Source organism: Aureimonas sp. Leaf324 (assembly GCF_001423245.1).
Lineage (GTDB): Bacteria > Pseudomonadota > Alphaproteobacteria > Rhizobiales > Rhizobiaceae > Aureimonas.
The window spans coordinates 114,415-139,952 of record NZ_LMOH01000002.1; the positions used below are offsets into that span (position 1 = coordinate 114,415).

The following is a 25,538-nucleotide window of genomic DNA, read 5'->3' on the forward strand; positions in this document are numbered from 1 at the left end:
TCCGCTTCGGTTGTGGGGCCGGCCGTGCGGCGTTGCAAGCCGCTTCCGGCGCCCGCCGTACACCATGGGTGGGGATGCCTCCGGCTGTCACGAGACTTTCGCTTGGTGATCGGCGCAACCCATGCTTAACTTTTCCTCAACTGCAACGGAGGCCCAAGAAATGTTCGTTGTGCGCATGGACTACGAGGACGTCCGCAAGTTTCAGGCCTTCCGCTCGGTGGTGGACGCGCGCGCCCATGCCCGCCGCTGCCGCCAGGAGGACGACCTCGGCGAGGTCGGCATCCGCATCTTCGACGTGCCGGACACGACGGACGCCGAGATCGCGGTGATGGCGGTGCGCGATGGTCTGGGCATTCCGGTCGGCGAGGCCGAGCCCGATGCGGCGCTGATCCTCGCCTCGATGGGGCTCGGAACCGGCCTGCGGATCTGACGATCTGTCGCACCGCTCGGGAACGCTGTGGCGTCCTGTCCGTTTTGCTCACCTGCAACCGGACAGGAGCCGTTACCCATGGCAACCGATGCATTCCAGCAAGGCAAGCTCGCCTTCCAGAACAACGTGCCGAAGTCGGCCTGCGAATACCCGGCCGGCTCGACGCTGCGAAACGAATGGATGGAGGGCTGGACGCAGGGGCTGAACGCGCGCCCCGCGGACCACTCCCACGACGCCGGCCATGAGGGCGAAACGCGCCACTGACCGGCTCTTCGACCTGATCCTCATCACGTCCTCGTGAGGCCGGCGGCGCAATCCGCCGGCTTTGCGGCATTGTGCCCAAACCCGCCAGCCATGCACTGGCCGAATGTGTCGCGCGCCATAGGTCTTGAGGAAGCGGATGGCGGCCCTTGCGGTGCCGCGGTCCGCCGAGGGGGATCGCGGCGCGGGGGCGCCTCGTCGGTCCGAGCATGGGGGCCGACCTGAAACGCTTGCACACCCAATCCGCGTGGATCACCCGATCGGCCGTCCTGGCCGCGGCCGTCCTCGCGCTCGCCGCCTGTCGCGGGCCGCAATCGACCTTCGATCCGGCGGGCACCGAATCCGCGAAGGTCCTGCACCTGTTCTGGTGGATGCTGGGCGGCGCGGTCCTGATCTGGCTCTTCGTCATGGGCCTGTCGGTCTACGCGACCAAGGTGCGCCCAAAGGCGCACAGCGAGCGGACCGGCACCAAGTTGATCCTCTGGGGCGGCGTCGCCTTTCCCGTCGTTGTCCTGACCGTTCTCCTCGTCTTCGGCCTCCAGATGATGCCGGGCTTTCGAGCGCCGGCCGACGGGCCGCGCATCGCAGTTTCGGGCGAGCGCTTCTGGTGGCGGGTCCATTACGAGGCGCCCGACACGCCGGGCGTCGCCAAGGTCCTGTCGGGCGAGGGCGTGCCCTCGGCCAACGAGCTCTGGATCCCGGTCGGCAAGCGCACCGAGATCCTGCTGTCGAGCCCCGACGTCATCCATTCCTTCTGGGTGCCCAACATCGCCGGCAAGGTGGACACGATCCCTGGTCGCATCACGCGCATCGTCCTCGAGCCGACCCGCACCGGCACGTTCCACGGCATCTGCGCCGAGTTCTGCGGCGACGCGCACGCACAGATGCGCTTCGTGGTGAAGGTCGTCTCGGAGGCCGATTTCGCCGCGCGCGTCGAGGCCGAGCGGGCCCCCGCCACCGTGCTCGACCATCCCGGCCGCACCGCCTTCGAGGCCAACGGCTGCGGCGCCTGCCATCAGGTGCGCGGCACGGGCTCCGCGGGCCTCGTCGGCCCCGATCTGACGCACCTGGCTTCACGTGAAACACTGGGCGCCGGCATCCTGCCGATGACCGTCGACAACATCCAGCGCTTCATCGCGCTCACCGAACACGAGAAGCCGGGCGTCCAGATGCCGTCGTTCGCGACGCTGCCGCAGGCCGAGACCCGTTCCATGGCCGAATGGCTGGAGACTCTGAAATGAGCGCGGCCGTCGAACTCAACGCCATGCGTCGTCCGGGAGACCCGGACCAAGAGGACGAGGCCGTCCGCCGCGGCCAGCAGGAGCGCCTGATCAAGGTCTGGGACACCCCGCCTGGCTGGCGCTACTGGTCCGACGTCAACAACACGACGGTCGGCGTCTGGTACACGGTCACCTCGTTCGCCTTCATGCTCTTCGCGGGCGTTCTCGGGCTCCTGATTCGCGTGCAGCTCGCCGTGCCCGACAACGACTTCCTGTCGGCGACGATGTACAATCAGGTGTACACGCTGCACGGCACTGTGATGATGTTCCTGTTCGCCGTCCCGATCTTCGAGGCGGTGGCGGTGATCCTCCTGCCGCAGATGCTCGGCGCGCGCGACCTGCCGTTCCCGCGCCTGTCGGCCTTCGGCTACTGGTGCTTCCTGATCGGCGGCATCTTCGTCTGCGGCTCGATCTTCTTCGGGCAGGCGCCCAATTCCGGCTGGTTCATGTACCCGCCGCTGACCACGCAGGCGCGTTTCACGCCGGGCTACGGCGCCGACATCTGGCTGCTCGGCCTGTCGTTCATCGAGGTCGCCTCGATCGCGGCGGCGGTCGAGCTCATCGTCGGCACGCTGAAGTGCCGCCCGCCCGGCATGCGCCTCAACCTCATGCCGCTCTACGCCTGGTACGTCCTGGTCGTCGCGGCGATGATCCTCTTCGCCTTCCCGCCGCTGATCGCCGGCGACATCCTGTTCGAGATGGAGCGCCTGTTCGACTGGCCCTTCTTCGACCCGACGCGCGGCGGCGACCCGATGCTCTGGCAGCATCTGTTCTGGATCTTCGGCCACCCGGAGGTCTACATCATCTTCCTGCCGGCGATCGCGCTGCTGGCGATGATCATCCCGACCTTCGCGCGGCGCCCGCTGCTCGGCTATTCCTGGATCGTGCTGGCGGCGGTCGGCACCGGCTTCCTGAGCTTCGGGCTCTGGGTCCACCACATGTTCACGACCGGCCTGCCGGCGATCTCGCTCGGCTTCTTCTCGGCAGCGTCCGAGGCCGTCGCGATCCCGACGGGCGTCCAGATCTTCGTGTTCCTCGCGACCTGCCTTGCCGGCAACGTCATCTATTCCGTGCCGATGCTCTTCGTGTCGGGGGCGCTCGGCATCTTCGTGCTCGGCGGCCTCACCGGCGTCATGGTGGCGCTCGCGCCGTTCGACTGGCAGGTGCACGACACCTATTTCGTGGTGGCCCACCTCCACTACGTGATCCTCGGCGGCGTCCTCTTTCCGATCGTCGCCGGCATCTACTACTACTGGCCGATCGTCGCCTCCCGGAAGCTCCACGACACGGCCGGCAAGATCGCCTTCTGGCTGATGTTCATCGGCTTCAACGTGGCGTTCTTCCCAATGCACTATTCCGGCATGATCGGCATGCCGCGGCGGGTCTACACCTACCCCGCGATGATGGGGCTGGAGATCCCGAACCTGATCTCCACGGTCGGCGCCTTCATTTTCGCCGCCGGCTTCCTGACCGTGATCGTCGACATGTTCCGGCCGCGCAAGGATCCCTACGCCAGCCGCAATCCCTGGAACGCCGGCACGATCGAATGGTCGGGCGAGATCCCCGACCAGCCCTGGGGCGTGCGCTCGGTGCCGATCGTCAAATCGCGCTACCCGCTCTGGGACCAGCCGGGCTTCGTCGACGACATGGACAAGGGCCGCTTCTACTTGGCCGACGCCGAGGAGGGAAAGCGCGAGACGCTGGTGACCAGCGTCCTCGACGCTGAGCCGATCCAGTGCCTGCGCGTGCCCGGCCCCTCCTTCGTGCCGATGTGGGCGGCGATCTTTCTCGGCGCCTGCTTCATCGCCGCGACCTTCCATCTGTGGACGGTGACGATTGCAGCGCTCGTCGTCGCGATCGCGGTGATCCTGTTCTGGCTCTGGAAGGCGACCGCGGTCATTCCGGAGAAGGAGACGAAATACGTCGGCCTGGGGCTGGAACTGCCGCTCTACGTCTCCGGCCCGCAGTCGGTGTCGTGGTGGGCGATGTTCATCACCATGATGGGCGACGCGACGGCCTTCCTGTCGCTGTGCTTCGGCTACTACTTCTTCTTCACCGTCCATGCCGACTTCCCGCCGGCCGGGACGCAAGGACCCGGCCTCCTGTGGCCGACGGTGTCGCTGGCGCTCTTCGCACTCGCCTGGGGCAGCTGCCTCCTGTCGCACCGCGTCCTGAAGGCGGGCGGCGTCGGGGGCGCGCGTGCGCTCCTCGCGCTTTCGTTCCTCGCCTCGCTCGGCGCCGGCGCGGCGCTCCTCTGGGGGCCGCACGCGACGGGGCTCCAGCCGACCGCCCACGTCTATCCCGCGACCGTCTGGATCCTCGCCATCTGGACCGCGATCCATGCCTTCGTCGGAACGCTGATGGTCGGCTACTGCCTCGCCCGCTCGTTCCGGGGCTTCCTGACGCCACGCCACGACATCGACCTGTCGAACGTGACGCTCTACTGGCACTTCGCCATGGCGACCGGCCTCGTGACGGTGGCCACCATCGCCTACTTCCCGCTCGTCGCCGGTGGAGGCGTCTGATGCTCGGCTTGCGGCGCGGCACGCGCGACAGTCTCATCACCATGATCGCGACGCCCACGGTGTGGGCGCTGCACTTCCTGTTCTGCTACATCGCGGCCGCCGTGGTCTGCGCGCCCAACACCAACATCTTCGAGCCGATCGGCGGCGTGCGCGCGGCGATCGCGGTGGCGACCTTCGCCGGCCTCGTCTTCTGCTGGTTCGCCGGGATCCGGGCCTGGCGCGAATGGAAGCAGGCGGGCGGCAAGCCGCCGCACGACAAGCCGACCGACGACGATCGCGAACGCCAAATGGAACTGGCCTCCGTGCTCCTGTCGGGCCTGTCGTTCCTCGCCATCATCTTCACCGCGCTGCCGGCGCTGCTCGTGGCGGACTGCCGGTGAGCCCCGCCCTCAGCCGCCACGCGCCGCTGGGCTTCGGCCTCGCGCTTCTTCTGTTCCTCTGGGCGGGACCGCTGGTCGGACGTGCCGAGACCTCGTTCGCCGCGCACATGATCCTTCACATGGGCCTCGTCGCCGTCGCGGCGCCCGTTCTCGCCTTCGGGCTGACGCGCTCGGTGCCGGCGCTCGGCGCGCGCATCTCGCCGCGCTTTGCAATCCTCGCTGCCCTCGCCGAGTTCGTGCTGGTCTGGTCCTGGCACGCTCCGGCGCTGCACGACGCGGCGCGGCGCGAGACATGGGTGCTCGTGATCGAGCAGGCCTCGTTCCTGACGGCGGGGCTCCTCGTCTGGACCGCCGCCTTCGGCACGGCCGAGGGTGCGCGGGGGGCCCGGGCGGCGGGCGTCGCAGCCCTCCTGATGACGTCGATGCACATGACCCTTCTCGGCGCGCTCCTCCTCTTCGCGCCGCGCCCGCTCTACGCCTGCGGCGACCTCTGCTCGCCGCTCTCGACCCTGACCCCGCTCGAGGACCAGCAACTCGGCGGCGTCCTGATGCTGATCGTCGGCGGCTCGGCCTATCTTGTGGGCGGCCTGTCGCTGCTCGCCCGTCTCCTCAACGAAAAGCGCGACGCGCAGGTGCCGGCATGAAGTGGACGCTGACGATCCGCCCCTGGCACCTCGTGGCCGCGCCCTTTGCGGCGGTCGGGGCCGCCCTTCTCGTCGGCGGCTCGGGCCTCGTGTCGGTCGCCGCCAACACCGGCCACTTCGCGCCCGTCGAGTGGTTCCTGCACTGGACGCTGCAGCGCGCCGTCGACACGCAGTCGCTGCCGATCTCCAAGCCCGACGACGTGTCGCTGGATGACCCCCTCCTCGTGCAGCGCGTCGCCGGGCACTTCGCCAGCGGCTGCGCGCCGTGCCACGGCGCGCCGGGCGAACTGCAGACGCCGGTCGCGCGCGCGATGATGCCGCCCGTGCCGCGGCTGGAAACCCAGGTCGGCGAGTGGCGCGACCGCGAGCTGTTCTGGATCGGCCGCCACGGCATCAAGTATTCCGGCATGCCATCCTGGTCGACGCAGGACCGCCCCGACGAGGTCTGGGCGCTGGTCGCCTTCCTGCGCGCGCTGCCCGACATGAGCCCCGAGCGCTACCGCGAGCTCGCCTACGGGCAGCCGAGCGCCGAGCCGGGCCGGCCCGGCCTCCAGGCGCTAGGGCAGGCGGGCGACACGGCGCTGGCCGACTGCGCCCGCTGCCACGGCGAGGACGGGCGGGGCGTCGGTCCCGCGGGCAGCTTTCCGCCGATCGGCGGCCAGTCGGAGGAGTATCTCTTCCGCACGCTGCAGGCCTTCTCGTCCGGCACGCGCCAGAGCGGCATCATGACGCCCGCCGCCGGCATCCACGACGAGGCGACGCTGCGCCGCCTCGCCGCGCACTATGCCGCGCAGGCGCCGATTCCGGCACCGGTGGGGCCGCTCGGGCCCCCGGCGGGCGTTGCGATCGGCTACGAGGGCGCCGTGCGCCTGCCGCGCGGCTCGATCGGCCCCGACGCGCCCACGGACGAGCCGGTGCCGACCGGCGCCGCGGCCGCCGTCGACCCGTCCGCCGCCCACGGCTATCCGGTCTCGACCAGTGGCCTGATGGAACTCGGGCGCCGGATCGCCGAAGAGGGCCTGCCGCGCCAGAAGCTCGCCGCCTGCCAGACCTGCCACGGCGCCGATGCGGCGGCCACCAATCCGCTCTATCCGCGCCTCGACGGCCTGCCGGAATGGTACACGGCGACGCATCTCCAGATGTGGAAGGACCGCCATCGCGGCGGCACGCCGCTCGCCCACGTGATGGAGACGATCGCGATCAACCTCACCGAGGAGCAGATCGACGCGCTGGCGCTCTGGTACTCGCGGCGCGGCGACTGACAGGACGGGGCGCTTCCGAAGGAACGCCCTTTCCGGCATGAAGAAGGTCCGAGCGATTCGCGCGAAAGGACCGGCACCGATGGACGACCGCCCGACGGACGCCGCCTCGTGACGGAGCCCCTGTTCCTTGGCCTCGATGCCGGCGGCACCGCCTGCCGCGCGCGGCTGGTCGATGCGTCCGGCCTCGTCTTCGGCGAGGGGCATGCCGGACCGGGACAGGCGCGGCTCGGCGTCGAGGCGAGCTTCGAGGCGATGCTGACCGCGGCCCGCGAGGCGTGGCGCGCGGCCGGTCTCGGACCCTTCGACTTCGCCCGCCTCCATGTCGGGGCCGGCGTCGCCGGGATCGAACGGCTCGGCGTCGCAGACACGTTCGCCGCGCGGCCGCATCCCTTCGCCAGCCTCGTCTTCTCCGGTGACGGCGCGATCGCCTGCCTCGGGGCCCATGGCGGCGAGGACGGCGGCATCGTCGTGGCCGGCACCGGATCGATCGGCTTCGGCCTTCTCGAAGGGCGCCTCCTGCGGTTCGGCGGCTACGGCTTTCCCGGCTCCGACGAGGGCTCGGGCGCGCGCATCGGTCTGGCGGCGGTGGAGGCGGCGTTCCGGGCGGTCGACGGGCGCCTGTCGGGCTCCGAACTGGCCGATGCCCTCCTCCAGCGCTTCGGTGGGGAGGCGCATGCGCTGACACGCTGGTGCGACGGCGCCTCGGCAAGCGACTACGCGTCGCTGGCCCCGCTGGTGGTCGAGGCGGCGGCATCGGGCGACCGCGCGGCCGACGCGATCCTGCGCGCGGCGGCTCAGGCGATCGGCGATCTCGCCGATACGCTGCGCGACGCCGGCTGCGAGCGCGTCGCACTGACCGGCGGGCTGGGCGCACCGCTGACCCCTTACCTGCCCGACGGCCTTGCCGAGACGCTGGACGAGCCGCTCGGCGATCCGCTCGACGGCGCGCTGATCCTCGCCGGTCTCGAGCCGTCCGGCGCCGGGGATCGCTGAACGAAGGCTGGCGCCGCTCCCCCCTCGGCCTATAGTCAGGCCCGATCCGAATCGCCCGACACCAAGGACTGGACCCGATGAAGTCACGCGCCGCCGTCGCCTGGGAAGCAGGCAAGCCGCTCACGATCGAGACCGTCGACATCCGGGGGCCGCAGCCGGGTGAGGTGCTGGTCGAGATCATGGCGACGGGCGTCTGCCACACCGACGCCTACACGCTGTCGGGCCTCGATTCCGAAGGCAAGTTCCCGGCGATCCTCGGCCACGAGGGCGCGGGCATCGTGCGCGAGGTGGGCGCGGGCGTCACCTCCGTGAAGCCCGGCGACCACGTCATCCCGCTCTACACGCCGGAATGCCGCAACTGTAAGAGCTGCCTGTCGCAGCGCACGAATCTCTGCACCGCGATCCGCTCGACGCAGGGGCAGGGCGTCATGCCGGACGGCTCCTCGCGCTTCCGCTGCGACGAGACGACCGTCTTCCACTACATGGGCTGCTCGACCTTCTCGAACTTCACCGTCCTGCCGGAGATCGCGGTGGCCAAGGTGCGCGAGGACGCGCCCTTCGACAAGATCTGCTACATCGGCTGCGGCGTGACGACGGGCATCGGCGCCGTGATCTACACCGCCAAGGTCTGGCCGGGCGCCAACGTCGTGGTGTTCGGCCTCGGCGGCATCGGCCTCAACGTGATCCAGGGCGCGCGCATGGTCGGCGCCGACAAGATCATCGGCGTCGACATCAATCCCGGCAAGGTCGAGATGGCGAGGCGGTTCGGCATGACCGACTTCGTCAATCCGCGCGAGGTCGGCAACGACAAGGTGGTGCAGGCCATCCTCGACCTCACCGGCGGCGGCGCCGACTTCTCGTTCGACGCGACCGGCAACACCGACGTGATGCGCCAGGCGCTCGAATGCTGCCATCGCGGCTGGGGCGAATCGATCATCATCGGCGTGGCAGAGGCGGGCAAGGAGATCTCGACTCGGCCGTTCCAGCTCGTCACGGGCCGCGTCTGGCGCGGCACGGCCTTCGGGGGTGCGCGCGGCCGGACCGACGTGCCGAAGATCGTCGACTGGTACATGGACGGCAAGATCAACATCGACGACCTCATCACCCACACGATGCCGCTGGACGAGATCAACACCGCCTTCGACCTGATGCATGAGGGCAAGTCGATCCGCTCGGTCGTCGTCTACTGAGCGTGACCGCCGAGACGTGCTGGCACTGGTCGCGGCTCCCCGAGATGACGGGCGAGCAAGTCCACGATCTCCTGAAGCTCCGGCAGGACGTCTTCGTGGTGGAGCAGGCCTGCGCCTTCCCGGAGATCGACGGCCGGGACGGCGAGGCGCTGCACCTGCGGGCTCTGTCGGGCGACGACCTCGCCGGGGTCCTGCGCGTCTTCGCGCCGGACGAGGCGGGCCGGGCCCGCATCGGCCGGATCGCGACCGCAGCCGGCTTTCGCGGCGGCGGCCTCGGTCACAGGATGATGGCCGAGGCGCTGCGTCTGTGCGCGGAGCGCTGGCCGGAGGCCGCGATCGACCTGTCGGCGCAGGCGCATCTGGAAACCTTCTATGCGCGTCATGGGTTCGTCACCATCTCGGATGCCTATCTGGAAGACGGCATCCCCCATCTCGACATGCGTCGCGCGCCGGCGGCGTAAGACCAACCGAAAGGACCGCCCATGCCCCTCGACGTAATCTCGGAAGCGAAGGCCCATGGTGGCACGCAAGGGGTGTATCGCCACCAGTCCCGCACCACCGACACGCCGATGACCTTCGCCGTGTTCACCCCGCCGCAGGCCCGGGACGGGAAGGTGCCGGTCCTGTGGTACCTGTCGGGCCTGACCTGCACGCACCAGAACGCGATGGACAAGGGCGAATTCCGCCGCGCGGCGGCCGAGCACGGGATCATGATCGTCCTCTCCGACACCAGCCCGCGGGGCCCTGGGGTGCCCGACGAGGCGGACAACTGGCAGTTCGGCTCGGGCGCCGGTTTCTACGTCGACGCGACGCAGGCCCCCTATGCCGCCAACTACCGAATGTATTCCTACGTCACCGACGAGCTGCCGGGCTACGTCGCGACGCATTTCCCGGCCGACATGAACCGGCAGGGGATCTTCGGCCATTCCATGGGCGGGCACGGGGCGCTCGTCGCCGCGCTGCGCAACCCCGAGGCCTACAAGAGCGCGTCGGCGTTTGCGCCGATCGTCCAGCCGTCGACGGCCGACTGGTCGCGCCCCGCCTTCGAGAAGTATCTCGGCCGCGACCGGACAACGTGGCGGCCCTACGACGCGACGCTCCTGATCGAGGACGGGCACCGCTTCCCGGAGTTTCTGGTCGATCAGGGAACAGCCGACCCGTATCTCGACGACGGTCTTCGCCCGCAACTCCTCAAGGAGGCCTGCGACAAGGCGGGCATCCGCCTCGCGCTCAACATGCGCGAGGGCTACGACCACTCCTACAACTTCATCTCGACCTTCATGGACGACCACATCGCCTGGCACGCCGAGCGCCTGAAGCGCTGAGCGCCCGGGCGGGCGTTTCAACCGTTTCGATGGAACGCCCGCCCGTCATCCGTTAAACCCGTGGCCCGAACAGGCACGTGGAGGGCGAATCGGATGAGCGGCAACCAGGCGGATCTCGGCGTCTTGGGCATGGGCACGATGGGGGCGAGCCTTGCGCTCAACTTCGCCGACAATGGCGGGTTCACAGTCGCTCTCGGCAACCGGACGGTCNGATCTCGGCGTCTTGGGCATGGGCACGATGGGGGCGAGCCTTGCGCTCAACTTCGCCGACAATGGCGGGTTCACAGTCGCTCTCGGCAACCGGACGGTCGAGAAGGCCTACGGCGTGCGCGACGAGAACCCGGCGCTCGCCGATCGTCTGGTGCCGACCGACTCGATCGAGCACTTCGTCGGGGTGCTCAAAAGCCCGCGTGTCGTGGTGCTGATGGTCAATGCCGGCCGGCCGGTGGACGACCAGATGGATCTCGTCCTGCCGCATCTTTCCCCCGGCGACATCCTGATCGACGCCGGCAACGCCGACTTCAACGACACGGTGCGCCGCGAGAAGGCGGTGAAACCCACCGGCATCCATTTCGTCGGCATGGGCGTGTCCGGCGGCGAGGCCGGCGCGCGCAACGGCCCCTCGATCATGGTCGGCGGCGACAAGGCCGTGTGGGAGCGCTTGAAGCCGCTCCTCGAGCCGATCTCGGCCCAGTTCGACGGGTCCCCGTGCGTCGACTGGCTCGGCCCCGACGGCGCCGGTCATTTCGTCAAGACGATCCACAACGGCATCGAATATGCCGACATGCAGATGATCGCCGAAGTCTACGGCATCCTGCGCGATGCGGTCGGGCTCCGGCCGCAGGAGATGGCCGACATCTTCGCCGACTGGAACACGCGCGATCTCCAGTCCTACCTCATCGAGATCTCCTCGCTGGTGCTGGCCGAGCGCGACCCCGAGACCGGCGGCGCCTTGGTCGACCAGATCGTCGACGAGGCGGGCCAGAAGGGCACCGGGCGCTGGTCGGTGATCGAGGCGCAGAAGCTCGGCGTCGGCGCGACGACGCTGGAGGCGGCGGTCTCGGCGCGCGGCATCTCGTCCCGCCGCGCCGAGCGGGCGGAGGCGGCGCGCATCTTCGGCGGCGTCCGGACGGCGCGCGCCGAGTTCCACGCCGATCACGAGGGCCTCAGCGAGCTCGAGGGCGCGCTCGTCGCCGCCAAGATCATCGCCTATGCGCAGGGCTATGCGACGCTCGCCGAGGCCTCGAAAGAGTTCGGCTGGAACCTGCCGCTCGGTGAGATCGCGCGCATCTGGCGCGCCGGCTGCATCATCCGCTCGCGCTTTCTCGACGACATCAGCCAAGCCTACGCGGCGGGCGACGTCGTCAACCTGCTGCTCGCGCCGAGCTTCACGAGCCGCATCGAGGGGGCCCAGGAGGCGCTGCGCCGTGTCGTCGCCAAGGCCTCGCTCGCCGGCATCCCGGTGCCGGGCGCGCGGCACCACGAACCTGACGCAAGGGCAGCGCGACCTCTTCGGCGCCCACACCTTCCGCCGCCTCGACCGCGACGGCGTCTTCCACCACCGGTGGCCGCAGGCTTGAGGCGTCGAGCCACGGTGTCGCAGCGCCGCTCACGTTTCGTCAACTAAACGGGAGCGGCGTTGTCCGCTTCTCGCGTCCGATTAGTTCGCCGTCGATGGGAAGACCGCCCCGGTCTTCGATCTCATTCGACGACGAGGAACGCGACGATGCGACTGACCCTTCGATCCGGTGGCCTCGGCCTCCTTCTGGCCGGCACGATGCTTGCCACCGGCGCCCTGGCGCAGGACACCAACAGCCAGGGCGAACGCCTGCCGCACGTGGACGGCAACGCGCCGGCGACCGGCACCGCGTCCTCGACGCAAGGGGCGGCCACGGGCCAGCCGATCGAGACGGAAGCGGCCAACGCCCCCGACCAGAAGCCGGCCTTTGCCGGCCAGACCCGCGCGCCCCAGCCGACCGACATGCCCGAGGTGACCACCGAGACGGTGGCCGAAGGCCTGCCCAACCTCTGGGCGCTGGAGTTCATGCCGGACGGGCGCATGCTCGTCACCGCCAAGGAAGGCAAGCTGATGATCCTGCCCGCGATGGGGCAGGAAGGCGAGCCGATCGAGGTCGCGGGCGTGCCCGAAGTGGCGTCGGCCGGGCAGGGCGGCCTGCTCGACGTGGCGGTCGGGCCGAACTTCGCCTCCGACGGGATGATCTACTTCACCTTCTCCGAGCCGCGCGGCGCGGAAGGCAATGGCACGGCGCTCGCCAGCGCCAAGCTCACCACGGCGGACGGCTCGGCCAGGCTCGAGGGCATGAAGGTCATCTTCCAGCAGATGCCGAGCTACGACGGCGACAAGCATTTCGGCTCGCGCATCGTCTTCGACAACGAGGGCAAGATCTTCCTCGGCGTCGGCGAGCGCTCGGACGAGCCGATCCGGGACCAGGCGCAGAACCTCGATTCGGGCCTCGGCAAGGTGTTCCGGATCAATGCCGACGGGTCCATCCCGCAGGACAACCCGTTCGTCGGCCGTGAGGGTGCGCAGGACGCGATCTGGAGCTACGGTCATCGCAACATCCAGTCGGCGGTGCTCGGACCGGACGGGCGCGTCTGGACGATAGAGCACGGCGCCCGCGGCGGCGACGAACTGAACCGGCCCGAAGCCGGCAAGAACTACGGCTGGCCGGTGATCACCTACGGCATCGCCTATGGCGGCGCGCCGATCGGCGAGGGGATCACGGCCAAGGACGGCATGGAGCAGCCGGTCTATTACTGGGATCCGGTCATCGGCCCCTCCGGCATGGCGATCTACACCGGCGACGAGTTCCCGGAATGGAACAACGCGATTCTCGCGGGCGGCCTCGTCACGCAAGGGCTCGTGGTGCTGCGGATGAACGACGAGGGCCGGGTGGCGACGGAAGAGCGCGTGCCGCTCGAGGCGCGCATCCGCGACGTCAAGGTCGGTCCGGACGGGGCGGTCTATGCCGTGACCGAGACGCGGGGCGGCGGCGGCTCGACGATCCTGCGGCTGACCAAGGCCTGATCCCCGCAAGGGAGCGACAAGACGACGGCTCGGGACCGGACAGCCGGTTCCGGGCCGTGTCGTTTCGCGGTGGTCAGAGCGCGAGCGGCCAGCCGCCCTCACGCGTATTCAGGACGCGCACGGGGTCGCCGACGCGAAGCGTGCCGGTGCCCTGTGCCACGGCGTTCCAGCCGAACAGGACACCGGGCGCCCGCTGGACGCCGGAGCGACGGAAGCGCCCGAGCGTGGCGAGCGGCTCCTTGCCGGTGCGCCGCCCCTCGTCCTGATCGACCGTCGTGACCGCGCAGCGCGCGCAGGGCTTCACGAGATCGAGCACCACGTCGCCGACCGCGATCTGCGCCCAGCCGTCCTCGGCGAAGGGCTCGGTGCCGTCGATCACGATGTTGGGCCGGAAGCGGCTCATCGGTACGGCCTCGCCGCCAGTGGCGACGATCCGCCGGTTGAGATCGCGCAGCGAGGCGGTGGTGGCGACCAGCAGCGGAAAGCCGTCGGCAAAGCCGACCGGATGGTCCTCGGCGGTCCAGTCGCGCGAGACGGTGCGCTGCGAGCGCGCGTCGAAATGGACGAGCCGCACGGGAAGGCCGAGCCAGCGCGACAGGGCGGCGTCGGTGTCCGCGCCGGCAGCGGCGGCGTCCACCGTGTCGCTCCAGACGGTGACCGTCACGCGCTCATCGCCGTCCGGCGTCGCCACGAAGCGCTCGCCGCCGTCCGACCCCTTGATGCCGGGAAACGACAGGTGCAGCCCGTCGTCGTCGGGCTCGGCGTCGAGGAGCGCGAGGGGCGGATGCTCGCGCTGCGACAGGAAGCGTCCCGCGGCATCGACCAGCATCCAGCGCCGGTCGCCCCGCAGCCCCATCGGGTCGAGCCCCACGCTGGCGGGATGGCGCACACGCCCGCCCTTGACCGGATGGATGGCGAGCGTCGAGACCTGCATCGGTCGTTCCTCTTCTTTTGGAAGCCGTCTCTGGAGCGTCCAACAATGCGTTGCGGCGTCGGCCGGCCGGGTCTTCGGCTTCCGGGCGTCGTTGCCGATGCTCGTCCATGCGCTGCATGGGCGGCGCTCGGCTCCTCGCCCTGACACCCAATCCCTCGCCAGCCCTCCGCCCGGAGGGGCCGTCGGACGCTTCTAGTCGGTCGCCGCTTCCAGCGCTTCCATGTCCTCGTCCGACAGGCCGAAATGGTGCCCGATCTCGTGGATCAGGACATGGGCGACCAGTGTGCCGAGGCTTTCCTCGTGCTCCGCCCAATAGTCGAGGATCGGGCGGCGGTACAGGAGGATGCGATTGGGCATCTCGCCGGTCTGGGGCGTCCCGAGCGCGCCGACGGCACGGCCCTCGAAGAGGCCGAGAATGTCGAAGGGGCTTTCGAGACCCATCTCCTCGACCACGTCGTCCTCGGGAAAGTCGGCGACATGGAAGCGGATCTCGCCCGACAGGATTCGGAATTCCGACGGCAAAGCCGCATAGGCCTCGATCGCCAGCGCCTCGATCTCCTCGAGGCTCGGCGACAGCCTGCGCGCCCAGTCGCCGGTCTGGTCCCTCTGGCCCATGCCGCTCTCCTCCCTGGCGGTTCCCATCCGTACCCCGCGTCTTAAGCCATCGCGCCCTGGAGCACCACGACCTTGGTGCCGTCGAGGACGCGGCGATGGAGGTCGATCACATCCTGGTTGAGAAGCCGTATGCAGCCCGACGAGACGGACTGGCCGATCGACCAGTCCTCGTTGGTGCCGTGGATGCGATAGAGCGTGTCCTCGCCGCCCCGGAAGAGATAGAGCGCCCGCGCGCCGAGCGGGTTGGTGGGCCCCGGCTCCATGCCCGCGCCAAGGTGGCCGTAGCGGGCGGGCTCGCGCGCCATCATCGCGTCGGTCGGGCGCCAGCGCGGCCAGGCGCGTTTGTACTGGACCCGGGCCTCGCCCTCGAAGGCAAGGCCCGCCTTGCCGACGCCGATCCCGTAGCGCAGCGCCCGGCCGCCTTCCATCTGGAGGTAGAGGAAGCGCGCGGGCGTATCGACGATCAGCGTCCCGGGGATTTCGCCGCTCCGGTAGGCGACCTCCTGCCGGTAGAAGCGCGGGTCGATCTTCGTCAGGTCGGGAGCGGGAACCGGGAAGGGCTCGCCCGTCACCGGCGCGTACATGGCGAGATAATAGGGGTCGACGACGCGTCTGGGCGCAGCGGGCGCCACGTTGCCGAGGCGTCCGGACACGCAGCCGGCCAGAAACAGCGGGGCGCCGGCAAGGAGGGATCGACGGGTCAGGGACATGGGCAGGCGTCTTCGGATCGGTGACAACGGGTTGGAGGGCTCCTCCTGCCTGTCGGTCACGCCACACCGCAACGCCGCATCGCGGGTCCTGACGCGATCGTGACGGCGTGACGCCGGACCCAAGGGGCGGCCGCCGTCGTCCACCGGAATTCGTTCCCTATCAACAGGAAAATAATCTTGGCCACCGTCTCCTTGACTCCGGGGGGCGACTCGGAAATTTCCTAGAACATATGAGGAACACGAAGGCGGCCATGAACCCATCCGCCGATGGAGACCGGCATGACCTGGACCACTGGACCGCGACGACGACCGGGCCTGGAGCCCGCAGATAGCCCGAATGAAGGGCGTCCCGCAACCGAGGCGACAGAGGATGCCGGGGTGGGGCCGGGCGGTGGACCCGACCGCGCACGCGCCGCGACGCTCTCGGCGCTGCGCCAGGCGATCGGGCGCATCGAGGGGGCGCCGTTCGCGCGCGGCGTGCCGGGTGGCGAGGACGAAAAACCCAACGACGACGATCGTCTGGCGCTGGGGGCGCCGGCCTTCGACGCCGCGCTCGGAGGCGGGCTGCCGCGCGCGGGGCTGGTGGAAGCGCGCACGCTCGCCATGCGCGACGGTGGGGCGGGCGTCGGCTTCGCGCTGGCGCTCGGCATTCGCCTCGGCGCCTGCGCGCGTCGTCCGCTCCTCTGGATCGCGGCGGCCGACGCGCTCGCCGAAGGGGGCATGCCCTATCGCGAGGGGCTCGCTCATTTCGGCCTCGACCCCGATGCCCTGGTCGTGGTGCGCGCCCGGCGCATCGTGGACGCGGCCTGGGCGGGCGAGGAGGCCGCCCGCTCCGGCGCCGCCGCGCTGGTGGTGGTCGAAGTGCGCGGCAATCCGACGCTTCTCGGGCTGGAGGGGACGCGGCGCCTCCACACCCGCGCTCGGGAGGCGGGCGGCGCGGTCATGCTCTTGCGCCAGGGCGGCGAGACGGAAGCCACCGCCGCCCCCGTCCGCCTGCGGGTCGAGCCGGTGCGCGCCGCCCCCGTGCCGGGGTTGGAATCGCTGCCCCTGATCGGTCGCCCTCGCTTTTCCCTGGCGCTTGAAAAGGCGCGGGGTCTCTCGCCCCGAACGCTCTGCCTGGAATGGGACCCCCATGACCGACGCTTCCTCGACCACGACCCCCTCCTGCGCGCGGCCGGGCGAATTCCTGGCGCTCCGGCTGACGCGACTGCCCAGCGACCGGATCCGGCGCGAGGAACGGGGGCGCTCGTGGCGCTGCGGTCCCTTCGCGGCGGCGCGGCGGGGGAGGATGCCGCGCACCGACGCTTCGGCGCGGCCTGACCTCCTGTCGGTGCCGCTCGGCGCGGGCAACGGGCACCGCCCGCCGGATGCGGGCCGGGGATTTGCGCCGCCGGACGCGGGCGGGGGCGCCGGCAGGCCGGAGGTCGACCTGCGGCCGCTCGCGCTCTTCGCCCGCGAGGACCGGGCCGAGCGGATCGTCGCCGCCTGCGAGGGGGCGGAAGCGCTCGGCCTCGTGTCCGGTCTAGGCCTGGCGGAAGCGCGCGCCCGCTTTCCGCAGGTGGACTATCGGCCCCACGATCCCGCGGCCGACCGGCGCCTTCTCGACGCGGTGGCCGACTGGTGTGACCGCTACACGCCGCTCGTCGCTCTCGACGGCGCCGACGGCCTCGTGCTCGACCTGACGGGGGCGTCCCATCTCTTCGGGGGGCCGGGCGCCTTGCGCGACGACCTCGTCTCGCAGCTGGCGCGCCAGGGCTTTGCGGTCGAGGCGGTGGTCGCCGCCCATCCCGGCACGGCGCGCGCCTGCGTCGGCGTGGCGGGGGCGGCTCGTCTCGTGGCGGGGGGTGACGAGCGTGCCGCGGTGGAGGGGCTGCCCGTGGGAAGCGGCCTGCGGCTCGACGCGGAGACCGCCGCACGGCTCCACCGGCTCGGTCTGCGCCGGGTGCGCGATCTCCTCGCCCTGCCGCGCGCTGCCCTCCACCGCCGCTTCGGTCCCGACATCGCCCGCCGGCTGGACGAGGCGACGGGCGCCGCCCGCCGTCCGATCGAGCCGCGGCGCGCGGTCGCGCTCCTCATCCGCGAGCGCCGCCTGTTCGAGCCGGTGAGCCTGCCCGAGGACATCCTGCGCATCGCGACGCACCTCGCCGCCCGGCTCTGCGAGACCTTGGCCGAGCGCGGCGAGGGCCTGCGCGAGGCGGAGCTCGCGCTGTTTCGCGTCGACGGTCATGTCGAGCGCCTCCTGGTGCGCTCGGGTGCCCCGTTGCGCGATCCCGCCCGGATCGCGCGTCTCTTCGCCGAACGGCTGAAGGCCTCTGGGGACGAGATCGACGCCGGCTTCGGCTTCGACCTCCTGCGCCTGTCGGTGCTGGCGGCGGACGCGATGGCGGATCGGCAGGAGGACCTCGAGGACGCGGGCGCACGGCCCGCCGAGGAGCTCGGCGCGCTGATCGATCGCTTGGGGACGCGGCTCGGCGAGGCGGCGGTGTTTGCCTTCGCGCCCGAGGACCGGCACCGGCCGGAGGCTGCGCAGCGGCGCGTCGCCCCGGTCGGGGCGGGCGGTTTCGGTGGGCAGGCCGATCTGGCGCCCCGTCCCTTGCGCCTCTTCGCCCGGCCGGAAGCGGTGGAGGCGACGGCCGAGGTGCCGGACGGGCCGATCCGCCAGTTCCGCTGGCGCCGTGCCTTCTACCGCGTCGGCCGGATCGAGGGTCCCGAGCGGATCGCGCCGGACTGGTGGCTCGGGGATGTGGGCGCGAGCCGCGATTACTTCCGCGTCGAGGACGAGGCCGGTCGGCGCTACTGGCTGTTTCGCCAGGGGGCCGGCGAGGGCGCGCCGTCCGGCTGGTTCCTGCACGGGCTCTTCGCGTGAGCGGCGAGCCGCCGGTCGAGCCGCTCGCGCCCGGTCCCGGCTTCTGCGAGATCGGGGCGGCCTCGAACTTCTCCTTCCTGCGCGGCGCCTCCAAGCCCGGCGAGATGGTGGTCGCGGCCGAGGCGCTGCGGCTCGGCGGGCTCGGCCTTGCCGACCGCAACACGGTGGCGGGCGTGGTGCGCGCGCACGGGCAGGCGCGGGTGCAGCGGTTTCCCTTCCGTCCCGGCGCGCGGCTGGTCTTTGCCGACGCGACGCCCGACGTCTTCGCCTATCCGCGCGACCGCGCCGGTTGGGCGCAGCTCTGCCGCCTCCTGACCACCGGCAACTTGCGGGCACGCAAGGGCGAGTGCATCCTGCGCCTTCCCGATCTTCTGGAACGGGGCGAGGGGATCAACCTCGCCGTCCTCGCACCCGACGGACTGGGGCGCGACGGACCGACGGGGACGGGCGCCACCGAGCGGCTTGAGGCGGCGCTCGGGCCCTTGCGCGCGGCCTTTCCCGGCGCCGTGCGTCTTGCCGTCGCCCCGCGCCACGACGGGGGCGACGCGCGCCGCCTCGGCCGGGCGGCGGCGCTCGCCGAGACATGGCGCACGCCGCTTCTGGCCACCAACGACGCCCTGTTCCATGCGGCCGAGCGGCGCCCGCTCGCCGACGTCGTGGCGGCGATCCGCGAGCATGTGCCGCTCGCGGGAGCCGGCCGGGCGATCCTCTCGGCCCATGCCGAGCGGCGGCTGAAGCACGAGGGCGAGATGCTGCGCCTGTTTCGCGGCTTCGAGCCCGCGATCGTCGAAGCGCGCCGCTTCTTCGAGGAGCTTCGCTTCGACCTCGCGACCCTCCAGTACGACTATCCCGACGAGGCGCTGCGCCTCGGCGTCTCGCCGCTGGAGGAGCTGCGCCGCCTGGCTCACGAGGGCGCGCACTGGCGCTATCCCGGCGGCGTGCCGGCGCGGATCGTTCCGCAGATCGAGCGCGAGCTCGCGCTCATCGCGAAGAAGAAATACGAGCCCTACTTCCTCACCGTCCACCGCATCGTCCAGGCCGCGCGCGGGATGGGCATCCTGTGCCAGGGGCGCGGGTCGGCGGCCAATTCCACGGTCTGCTACTGCATCGGCATCACCGAGGTGGACCCCGAAAAGGCCGGCCTCCTCTTCGACCGCTTCCTGTCGGACGAGCGCGACGAGCCGCCCGACATCGATGTCGACTTCGAGCACGAGCGCCGCGACGAGGTGATCAACTGGATCTACGACGCCTACGGGCGCGATTCGGCGGCGATCGCGGCGACCGTCATCTCCTATCGCGCGCGCTCCTCCTTGCGCGAGGTCGGCAAGGCCTTCGGCCTGTCGGAGGATGCCGTCTCGGCCCTGTCGGGCTCGGTCTGGGGCTACGGCCCCGCCGACATGGGCACGCGCGAGACCGACGCCGCCGGTCTGTCGGCGGAGGACCCGACGACGCAGAACGTCCTCGCCTATGCGCGGGCGCTGAACGAGTTTCCCCGCCATCTCTCGCAGCATGTCGGCGGCTTCGTGCTGACGCGCGGGCGCGTCGACGAGACGGTGCCGATCCACAACACCGGCTCCAAGGGCCGGATCATCGTGGAATGGGACAAGGACGATCTCGACGAACTGAAGATCCTGAAGATCGACATCCTGGCGCTCGGCATGCTGAGCGCCCTGCGCCGCGCCTTTGACATGCTGAACACGCTTTACCCCGGCGAGGCGACGCTGGACGGGCGCCCCGCCTCGCTCGACACGCTGCCGATGGAGGCGCCGGACGAGCCGGTCTGGAAGATGACGCACCGGGCCGACACGCTCGGCACGTTCCAGATCGAGAGCCGCGCGCAGATGACGATGCTCCCGAAGCTGAAGCCCAACGTCTTCTACGACCTCGTGATCCAGGTCGCGATCGTGCGGCCCGGCCCGATCCAGGGCGACATGGTTCACCCTTACCTGCGCCGGCGCATGGGGCTGGAGGATGTCGACTATCCGAAGGAGGAGTTGCGCGAGATCCTCGAGCGCACCTGCGGCGTGCCGCTGTTCCAGGAGCAGGCGATGCGCATCGCGATGGTCGCCGGCGGCTTCACCGGTGCGGAGGCCGACAAGCTGCGCCGCGCCATGGCGACGTTCCGGCGCACGGGGCAGGTGAAGGATTTTCGCGAGCGCATGGTCTCCGGCATGCTGCGGAACGGCTACACTGAGGAGTTCGCCGAGCGCTGCTTCAGCCAGATCGAGGGCTTCGGCGAGTACGGCTTTCCCGAAAGCCATGCGGCGTCCTTCGCGCTCCTCGTCTACGCCTCGGCCTTCATCAAGTGCCACTACCCGGACGTCTTCTGCGCCGCGATCCTGAACGCGCAGCCGATGGGCTTCTACGCGCCGGCCCAGCTGGTGCGCGACGCGCGCGAGCACGGGGTGGAGGTGCGCCCCGCCTGCGTCAACGCCTCGTCTTGGGACTCGGCGCTGGAGCCGTGCCCCTTCGATCCCGCCGCCGTCTTTCCGCGCCACCGCGAGGCGGCGGCCGCTATCCGCACGCGCCATGCGGTGCGGCTCGGCTTGCGGCAGGTGAAGGGCCTGTCGGAGACCGAGATCCGGCGCCTCGTCTGGGTGCGCGACACGTCGGGTCCGTTCGATTCGGTGCGCGAACTCTGGCTGCGCACCGGCCTGTCGCGGCAGGCGGTGGAGCGGCTGGCCGACGCCGACGCCTTCGCGGGTCTAGGTCTGGCGCGGCGCGACGCGCTCTGGGCGGCGCGGGCCTTGAGCGAGGGCGCGGCGGCCGAGCGCCTGCCGCTCTTCGAGGGCCTTGGCGAGGTGACGGCCGAGCCCGAGGTCACGCTTCCCGCGATGCCGCTCGGCGAGGCGGTGGTCAACGACTACCGCTTCCTGTCCCTGTCCCTGAAGGCGCATCCCGTGTCCTTCCTGCGCGAGGACCTTCGGGCACGCGGCATCGCCCCCGCGCAGACGCTCGACACCGTGCGCTCCGGCCGGCGCGCCAGCGTGGCGGGGCTCGTCCTGGTGCGCCAGCGGCCGGGCTCGGCCAAGGGCGTCATCTTCATGACGGTGGAGGACGAGACGGGCGTCGCCAACATCGTGGTCTGGACCAAGGTCTTCGAACGCTTCCGCCCGGTGGTGCTCGGCGCGCGGCTGGTGCGCGTCTCGGGCCGGGTCGAGGCCGACCGCGGCGTGATCCATCTCGTCGCCGAGACGATCGAGGACCTGACGCCGCTCCTGTCGCGGCTTGCCGACCGTGGGCTGGAGGGCGCGCGCATCCTGCAGCCGACCGATCACGTGAAGAGCCCGCTCCGCCGCCATCCCGAGCCGCGGCACGCCGCCGCCATGCCGGACGACGACCTGACCGAGGCCGCCGCGGCGCTCGGCGCGGTGCTGGCCTCGGCCGACGAGGTGCGCCGCCCGGTGCGTGTGGTTCAGCCCTCGACGCGCGACGTCGGCGAGGAGACGGTGAGAGGCATGCGCGCCGTCTTGCCCAAGGGACGCAATTTTCACTAGAGGCTGGAGCGAGGCACAGCCGCTGGAAGGACGCCCGTGGAACCGAACCCGGCCCCCCGCATCACCATCCGCTACTGCACGCAGTGCCAGTGGCTCCTGCGCTCGGCCTGGCTCGCGCAGGAACTCCTGCAAACCTTCGGGCCGGACCTCGGCGAAGTGGCGCTCCTGCCGGGCACCGGCGGCGTGTTCGAGATCGCCTATGACGGCGAGACGATCTGGGAGCGCAAGGCCGACGGCGGCTTTCCCGAAGCCAAGGTGCTGAAGCAGCGCGTGCGTGACCGGCTCGACCCCGAGCGCAGCCTCGGGCACAGCGACCGCTGACACGAAAAAAGGGCCACCGCGCGGGAGACGCGCGGCAGCCCTTCTCGATCAGTCGAGCAATGCTCAGTTGGCGTAGTAGATGACCTTGCGGTCGGCCTTCGAGACGATCACCGGCTGGTTGTCCGAGGTGTAGAAGTACTCGTAGTCCGGGTTCGACGGCACCGGCACGAGCGTCACGGAGCCTGGGATGACCGACCCTTGCGTGATCTTGCCTTCCACCACGACCGGCTGGGTCGGGTTGGCGACGACGTACTGGCGCACCTCGTCCGGAGCGGAGGCCGCACCGCCGATCGCCATGCCGGCGACGCCGCCAACCACTGCACCGACCGGGCCACCGACCAGCGCGCCCGCCACGGCACCGGTGCCGGCGCCGGCCAGCGTGCCCGCGGCCTGCTCGCCTTCGCTCTTCGGCTCGGTGGTGGTCACGACGGTGGTCTGGGCGAGAACCGGACCGGCCAGGAGGCCGAGAGCAGCAGTGGCGAGAATAAAACGACGCATGGTTGTGTGTCCTTGAAAGAACGTCCCTGTGGCCGCCATAACAACCCGAGCGTCCATCCGTTCCATTCGTCCGCCGCCGCTTATTTCCCTTGTCCGACGACGATCCGCACCTTGTCGGGATAGAAGGCGAGATAACCGGCGATCTGGCGCGCGGCGGGCTTGGGGTCGTCGTAGGACCAGACCGCGTCGGTCTCGCCGTAGCCGCCGGCCGAGATCGACCAGTAGCGCGCCTCGCCCTTCAGCGGGCAGGTGGTCCGCTTGTCGGATTCGTCGAAATAGGCCATCTCGACATGCTCGCGCGGGATGTACAGGACGGGCTCGCGGTTGCCTTCGTAGAGCCGCAGCGCCTCGGTCGTCGAGGCGATCACGGTGTCGTGGAACGTGACGTTCACGGGCTGCGGCTCGCGCTCGACGCGCAGGGTGGACTGGGAAACGGCGGACATGGCTTTCCTCCTCGAGGGCCGGTATGACTCAGTCCGAGCAATCCGGCGGCCTGCCGTCCGGTTCCCTGTTCGATGCCCCGGAGACGTATGCTGCACGGCCCATCGTCCGAAGACGCGCGCCAGCGCCTGGTCCTCGCCCTCGGCCGGGTGGCGGACGGCGAGCGCGACGCGCTGCGTACCGTTTATGATCTCACCAGCGCGAAGCTTTTCGGCGTCACGCTGCGTATCTTGAACGACGAGGCGGAAGCCGAGGATGTCCTGCAGGACGTCTTCGTCACCGTCTGGAACCGGGCCTCCGGCTTCGATCCCTCGCGCGCCAGCCCGATCACCTGGCTCTGCACGCTGGCGCGCAATCGGGCGATCGACCGCCTGCGGGCGCTCCGGCACCATCGCGCCGGGACCGATCTCGACGCCGCCGACGAGGTGGCGGACGAGGCGCCCGACGCCTTGTCGCTGCTCGAGGCCGACGGCGAGGCGCGGCGGCTGGCCGCCTGCCTCGACGGGCTGGAGCCGCGCGCGGCGCAGGCGATCCGGGCCGCCTTCTTCGGGGGGCGGACCTACGAGGACCTCGCGCAGGGAGCGGGCGTGCCGCTCGGAACGATGAAGAGCGTGATCCGGCGCGGCCTGATCCGATTGAAGGGATGCCTGGAAGAATGAGCGCGGGCGACGAACGGGATGGCGGCGACGAGGCCCTGGCCGGCGAGTATGCGCTCGGTCTCCTGGCGCCGGCCGAACGCCGCGCCTTCGAGCGGCGGCTGCGCATCGACGCCGCGCTCTCGCGCGAGGCCGGGCTCTGGGAGGAGCGGCTTCAGCCGCTTCTCGACGCGGCCCCGGCCCTCTCACCCCCGGCGCGCCTGTGGCAGGCGATCGAGGCGGAACTCGGCCCGGCTGCCGCAGCGCGCGCGGCCAAAGAGGGCGTCGCCAACCCGGCGCACGCGCGCACCGACGCGCAGGCCCCGAGGACCCGCAAGCCGGCGCGTGCCGGCCGCCGCGTCTCGGCGATCTGGCAGTGGCTCGCGATCGGCTCGATGGCGCTCGCCGCCGCGAGCCTTGTCGGCCTCGCGCTCGACCTCCGCCCGGCTGCGGCTCCGATGATGGCGTCGATCGCCGCCAGTGGCGGAGCGCCGCTCTTCGTGGCCGTGGTGGACCCTGACGGCGGCCACGCGACGTTGATGCCGGTCTCGCTGCAGCCCGAGGAAGGGCGCGTTCCCGAGCTGTGGCTGGTGCCGGCCGGCGGCGCGCCGATCTCGCTCGGCCTCGTCGACCCGGCCGCCCCCTTGCGCGTCGACCTCCGCGCCAGGACGGGAACCGGCATGCAGATGATGCGCACGCCTGGCGCGGCGCTCGCCGTGTCGATGGAGCCGACCGGTGGATCGCCCACCGGCCAGCCGACGGGCCCCGTGGTCGGGCAGGGCATGCTGCGCGCCATCTGAGCGCGGATCCGGCCGGGAGGGGCGTCGATGGCGAGCGAGGGGGCGGAAGCCGAGGCGAGGGCCGTCCCGACGGTGCGTTTTCGCGCCGGACGGTTCCAGACGGCGACGCGCGACCTGCCGTCCGAAGTCGCGGTCGCGATCTCCGTCAACGGCTCGACCCATGCGGTGATGATGGCGACCCCCGCCGACCTTCCCGACCTCGCCGTCGGCCTTGCCCTGAACGAGGGCATCGTCTCGGACGGCGCCGAGATCGAGCGGCTCGACGTCGAAGCCACCGACGCCGGAATCGACTGCCGGCTCTGGCTCGCGCCGGCGCGCGCTGCCGGCTACGTGGCGCGCAGGCGCCAGATGACGGGACCTGTCGGATGCGGTCTCTGCGGCGTCGAGAGTCTCGAACTGGCGGCCCGCACGCTGCCGGCCGTGACGGGCGGCGCTGTGGTCCGCCCGGAGGCTATCGTGGCGGCGATGGGCGCGATGGGCGACGGGCAGCGGCTCGGCCGGCGCACCCGCGCGGTCCATGCCGCAGCTTTCGCCACGGCGGCCGGCGAGGTCGTCGCGGTGCGCGAGGACGTCGGCCGGCACAACGCGCTGGACAAGGTCGCGGGGCATCTGGCGGCCGCCAACATCGCGGCGTCCGGCGGCTTTCTGGTCCTCACCAGCCGGGTCTCGGTGGAACTCATCCAGAAGGCGGCGATGATGGGCTGCGGATTGCTCGCAGCCGTCTCGGTACCGACGCAGCTCGCGGTCCGCGAAGCGGACGAGGCCGGCATCACGCTCGTAGCCGTGGTGCGCGGCGAGGAGTTCGAGGTGTTCACCCATCCCGGCCGGATCGTGGGCGCAAACGCTTTGCCGTCGTCGGGCTAGACGAGACCTCGAGCGCTG

Annotated in this window: 24 protein-coding genes and 1 pseudogene; 20 read left to right on the forward strand and 5 right to left on the reverse strand. The window is 70.8% G+C overall.

What is annotated here, in order from left to right; translation table 11 throughout:
• The first annotated feature begins 160 nt into the window (after window positions 1-160).
• The 13 genes and pseudogenes from ASF65_RS03715 (at window position 161) to ASF65_RS03775 (ending at window position 13,339) form a co-directional block, all read left to right on the forward strand.
• Window positions 161-430, forward strand: a complete 270-nt coding sequence (locus ASF65_RS03715; RefSeq protein WP_055885360.1) for a hypothetical protein — start codon at window positions 161-163, stop codon at window positions 428-430.
• A 78-nt stretch (window positions 431-508) separates the two neighbouring features.
• Entirely contained in the window at window positions 509-694 is a 186-nt protein-coding gene (locus ASF65_RS03720) for an Rmf/CrpP family protein (protein ID WP_055885364.1), read from the forward strand.
• A gap of 227 nt (window positions 695-921) precedes the next feature.
• Window positions 922-1,932 (forward strand): c-type cytochrome, encoded by a 1,011-nt coding sequence (locus ASF65_RS03725; protein ID WP_055885470.1) that lies wholly within the window; start codon window positions 922-924, stop codon window positions 1,930-1,932.
• Between the two features lie 23 nt (window positions 1,933-1,955).
• The gene (gene ctaD, locus ASF65_RS03730; RefSeq protein WP_055885473.1) at window positions 1,956-4,496 is read left to right on the forward strand and encodes a cytochrome c oxidase subunit I; all 2,541 of its coding nucleotides are present in this window, start codon (window positions 1,956-1,958) and stop codon (window positions 4,494-4,496) included.
• The gene (locus tag ASF65_RS21960) at window positions 4,496-4,876 is read left to right on the forward strand and encodes a hypothetical protein (protein ID WP_055885367.1); all 381 of its coding nucleotides are present in this window, start codon (window positions 4,496-4,498) and stop codon (window positions 4,874-4,876) included. Before ctaD ends, ASF65_RS21960 begins: the two co-directional genes overlap by 1 nt.
• The gene (locus ASF65_RS03740; RefSeq protein WP_055885370.1) at window positions 4,873-5,520 is read left to right on the forward strand and encodes a cytochrome c oxidase assembly protein; all 648 of its coding nucleotides are present in this window, start codon (window positions 4,873-4,875) and stop codon (window positions 5,518-5,520) included. The genes ASF65_RS21960 and ASF65_RS03740 overlap by 4 nt, the downstream gene beginning before the upstream one ends.
• Window positions 5,517-6,782, forward strand: a complete 1,266-nt coding sequence (locus tag ASF65_RS03745) for a c-type cytochrome (RefSeq protein ID WP_055885374.1) — start codon at window positions 5,517-5,519, stop codon at window positions 6,780-6,782. Before ASF65_RS03740 ends, ASF65_RS03745 begins: the two co-directional genes overlap by 4 nt.
• A 108-nt stretch (window positions 6,783-6,890) precedes the next feature.
• On the forward strand, window positions 6,891-7,775 hold the full coding sequence (locus ASF65_RS03750; RefSeq protein WP_055885378.1) for a BadF/BadG/BcrA/BcrD ATPase family protein: 885 nt from the start codon (window positions 6,891-6,893) through the stop codon (window positions 7,773-7,775).
• A gap of 77 nt (window positions 7,776-7,852) precedes the next feature.
• Window positions 7,853-8,965: an S-(hydroxymethyl)glutathione dehydrogenase/class III alcohol dehydrogenase gene (locus tag ASF65_RS03755; RefSeq protein WP_055885380.1), complete on the forward strand. Its 1,113-nt coding sequence runs from the start codon at window positions 7,853-7,855 to the stop codon at window positions 8,963-8,965.
• A gap of 44 nt (window positions 8,966-9,009) precedes the next feature.
• Entirely contained in the window at window positions 9,010-9,426 is a 417-nt protein-coding gene (locus ASF65_RS03760) for a GNAT family N-acetyltransferase (RefSeq protein ID WP_055885475.1), read from the forward strand.
• Window positions 9,427-9,447: 21 nt separating this feature from the next.
• A complete protein-coding gene (gene fghA / locus ASF65_RS03765) occupies window positions 9,448-10,290 on the forward strand; it encodes an S-formylglutathione hydrolase (RefSeq protein WP_055885384.1) in 843 nt (280 codons plus the stop codon).
• A 211-nt stretch (window positions 10,291-10,501) separates the two neighbouring features.
• Window positions 10,502-11,870 (forward strand): annotated as a pseudogene (gene gndA / locus ASF65_RS03770) (NADP-dependent phosphogluconate dehydrogenase); the annotation flags it as partial.
• A 146-nt stretch (window positions 11,871-12,016) separates the two neighbouring features.
• Window positions 12,017-13,339, forward strand: a complete 1,323-nt coding sequence (locus tag ASF65_RS03775) for a PQQ-dependent sugar dehydrogenase (protein WP_055885387.1) — start codon at window positions 12,017-12,019, stop codon at window positions 13,337-13,339.
• Between the two features lie 73 nt (window positions 13,340-13,412).
• Here the strand turns inward: ASF65_RS03775 and ASF65_RS03780 are convergent, their stop codons facing one another.
• The 3 genes from ASF65_RS03780 to ASF65_RS03790 all read right to left on the reverse strand — a co-directional run bounded on the left by ASF65_RS03780 (window position 13,413) and on the right by ASF65_RS03790 (window position 15,598).
• The gene (locus ASF65_RS03780; protein ID WP_055885389.1) at window positions 13,413-14,273 is read right to left on the reverse strand and encodes an MOSC domain-containing protein; all 861 of its coding nucleotides are present in this window, start codon (window positions 14,271-14,273) and stop codon (window positions 13,413-13,415) included.
• A 192-nt stretch (window positions 14,274-14,465) separates the two neighbouring features.
• Window positions 14,466-14,888 (reverse strand): metallopeptidase family protein, encoded by a 423-nt coding sequence (locus ASF65_RS03785; protein ID WP_055885392.1) that lies wholly within the window; start codon window positions 14,886-14,888, stop codon window positions 14,466-14,468.
• A gap of 41 nt (window positions 14,889-14,929) precedes the next feature.
• On the reverse strand, window positions 14,930-15,598 hold the full coding sequence (locus tag ASF65_RS03790; protein WP_055885394.1) for a L,D-transpeptidase: 669 nt from the start codon (window positions 15,596-15,598) through the stop codon (window positions 14,930-14,932).
• A 279-nt stretch (window positions 15,599-15,877) separates the two neighbouring features.
• On the opposite strand from ASF65_RS03790, the gene ASF65_RS03795 reads away from it, so the two are divergent.
• The 4 genes from ASF65_RS03795 to ASF65_RS03810 are packed head-to-tail and all read left to right on the forward strand — an operon-like array spanning window position 15,878 to window position 22,282.
• A complete protein-coding gene (locus ASF65_RS03795) occupies window positions 15,878-16,918 on the forward strand; it encodes a hypothetical protein (RefSeq protein WP_156369152.1) in 1,041 nt (346 codons plus the stop codon).
• Entirely contained in the window at window positions 16,887-18,464 is a 1,578-nt protein-coding gene (locus tag ASF65_RS03800) for a DNA polymerase Y family protein (RefSeq protein WP_082505150.1), read from the forward strand. Before ASF65_RS03795 ends, ASF65_RS03800 begins: the two co-directional genes overlap by 32 nt.
• Window positions 18,461-21,961, forward strand: coding sequence for an error-prone DNA polymerase (locus tag ASF65_RS03805; RefSeq protein ID WP_055885399.1), 3,501 nt, complete (start codon window positions 18,461-18,463; stop codon window positions 21,959-21,961). The genes ASF65_RS03800 and ASF65_RS03805 overlap by 4 nt, the downstream gene beginning before the upstream one ends.
• 36 nt (window positions 21,962-21,997) lie before the next feature.
• Window positions 21,998-22,282: a SelT/SelW/SelH family protein gene (locus tag ASF65_RS03810; protein WP_055885402.1), complete on the forward strand. Its 285-nt coding sequence runs from the start codon at window positions 21,998-22,000 to the stop codon at window positions 22,280-22,282.
• A 63-nt stretch (window positions 22,283-22,345) separates the two neighbouring features.
• Here ASF65_RS03810 and ASF65_RS03815 read toward each other — a convergent pair whose 3' ends face one another.
• Both ASF65_RS03815 and ASF65_RS03820 read right to left on the reverse strand, forming a co-directional pair.
• Window positions 22,346-22,780, reverse strand: a complete 435-nt coding sequence (locus ASF65_RS03815; protein WP_055885405.1) for a DUF1236 domain-containing protein — start codon at window positions 22,778-22,780, stop codon at window positions 22,346-22,348.
• Between the two features lie 80 nt (window positions 22,781-22,860).
• Window positions 22,861-23,223 (reverse strand): DUF427 domain-containing protein, encoded by a 363-nt coding sequence (locus ASF65_RS03820; RefSeq protein WP_055885408.1) that lies wholly within the window; start codon window positions 23,221-23,223, stop codon window positions 22,861-22,863.
• A gap of 87 nt (window positions 23,224-23,310) precedes the next feature.
• Between ASF65_RS03820 and ASF65_RS03825 the strand changes: the two genes are divergently transcribed.
• From ASF65_RS03825 to fdhD, 3 genes are read left to right on the forward strand one after another with little or no spacing between them, the layout of a single operon-like run.
• Window positions 23,311-23,880, forward strand: coding sequence for a sigma-70 family RNA polymerase sigma factor (locus tag ASF65_RS03825; protein WP_055885410.1), 570 nt, complete (start codon window positions 23,311-23,313; stop codon window positions 23,878-23,880).
• Complete coding sequence (locus ASF65_RS03830) at window positions 23,877-24,656, forward strand: anti-sigma factor (protein ID WP_055885413.1); 780 nt, start codon at window positions 23,877-23,879, stop codon at window positions 24,654-24,656. Before ASF65_RS03825 ends, ASF65_RS03830 begins: the two co-directional genes overlap by 4 nt.
• A gap of 27 nt (window positions 24,657-24,683) precedes the next feature.
• Window positions 24,684-25,520: a formate dehydrogenase accessory sulfurtransferase FdhD gene (gene fdhD, locus ASF65_RS03835; protein WP_082505153.1), complete on the forward strand. Its 837-nt coding sequence runs from the start codon at window positions 24,684-24,686 to the stop codon at window positions 25,518-25,520.
• Window positions 25,521-25,538: the final 18 nt, after the last annotated feature.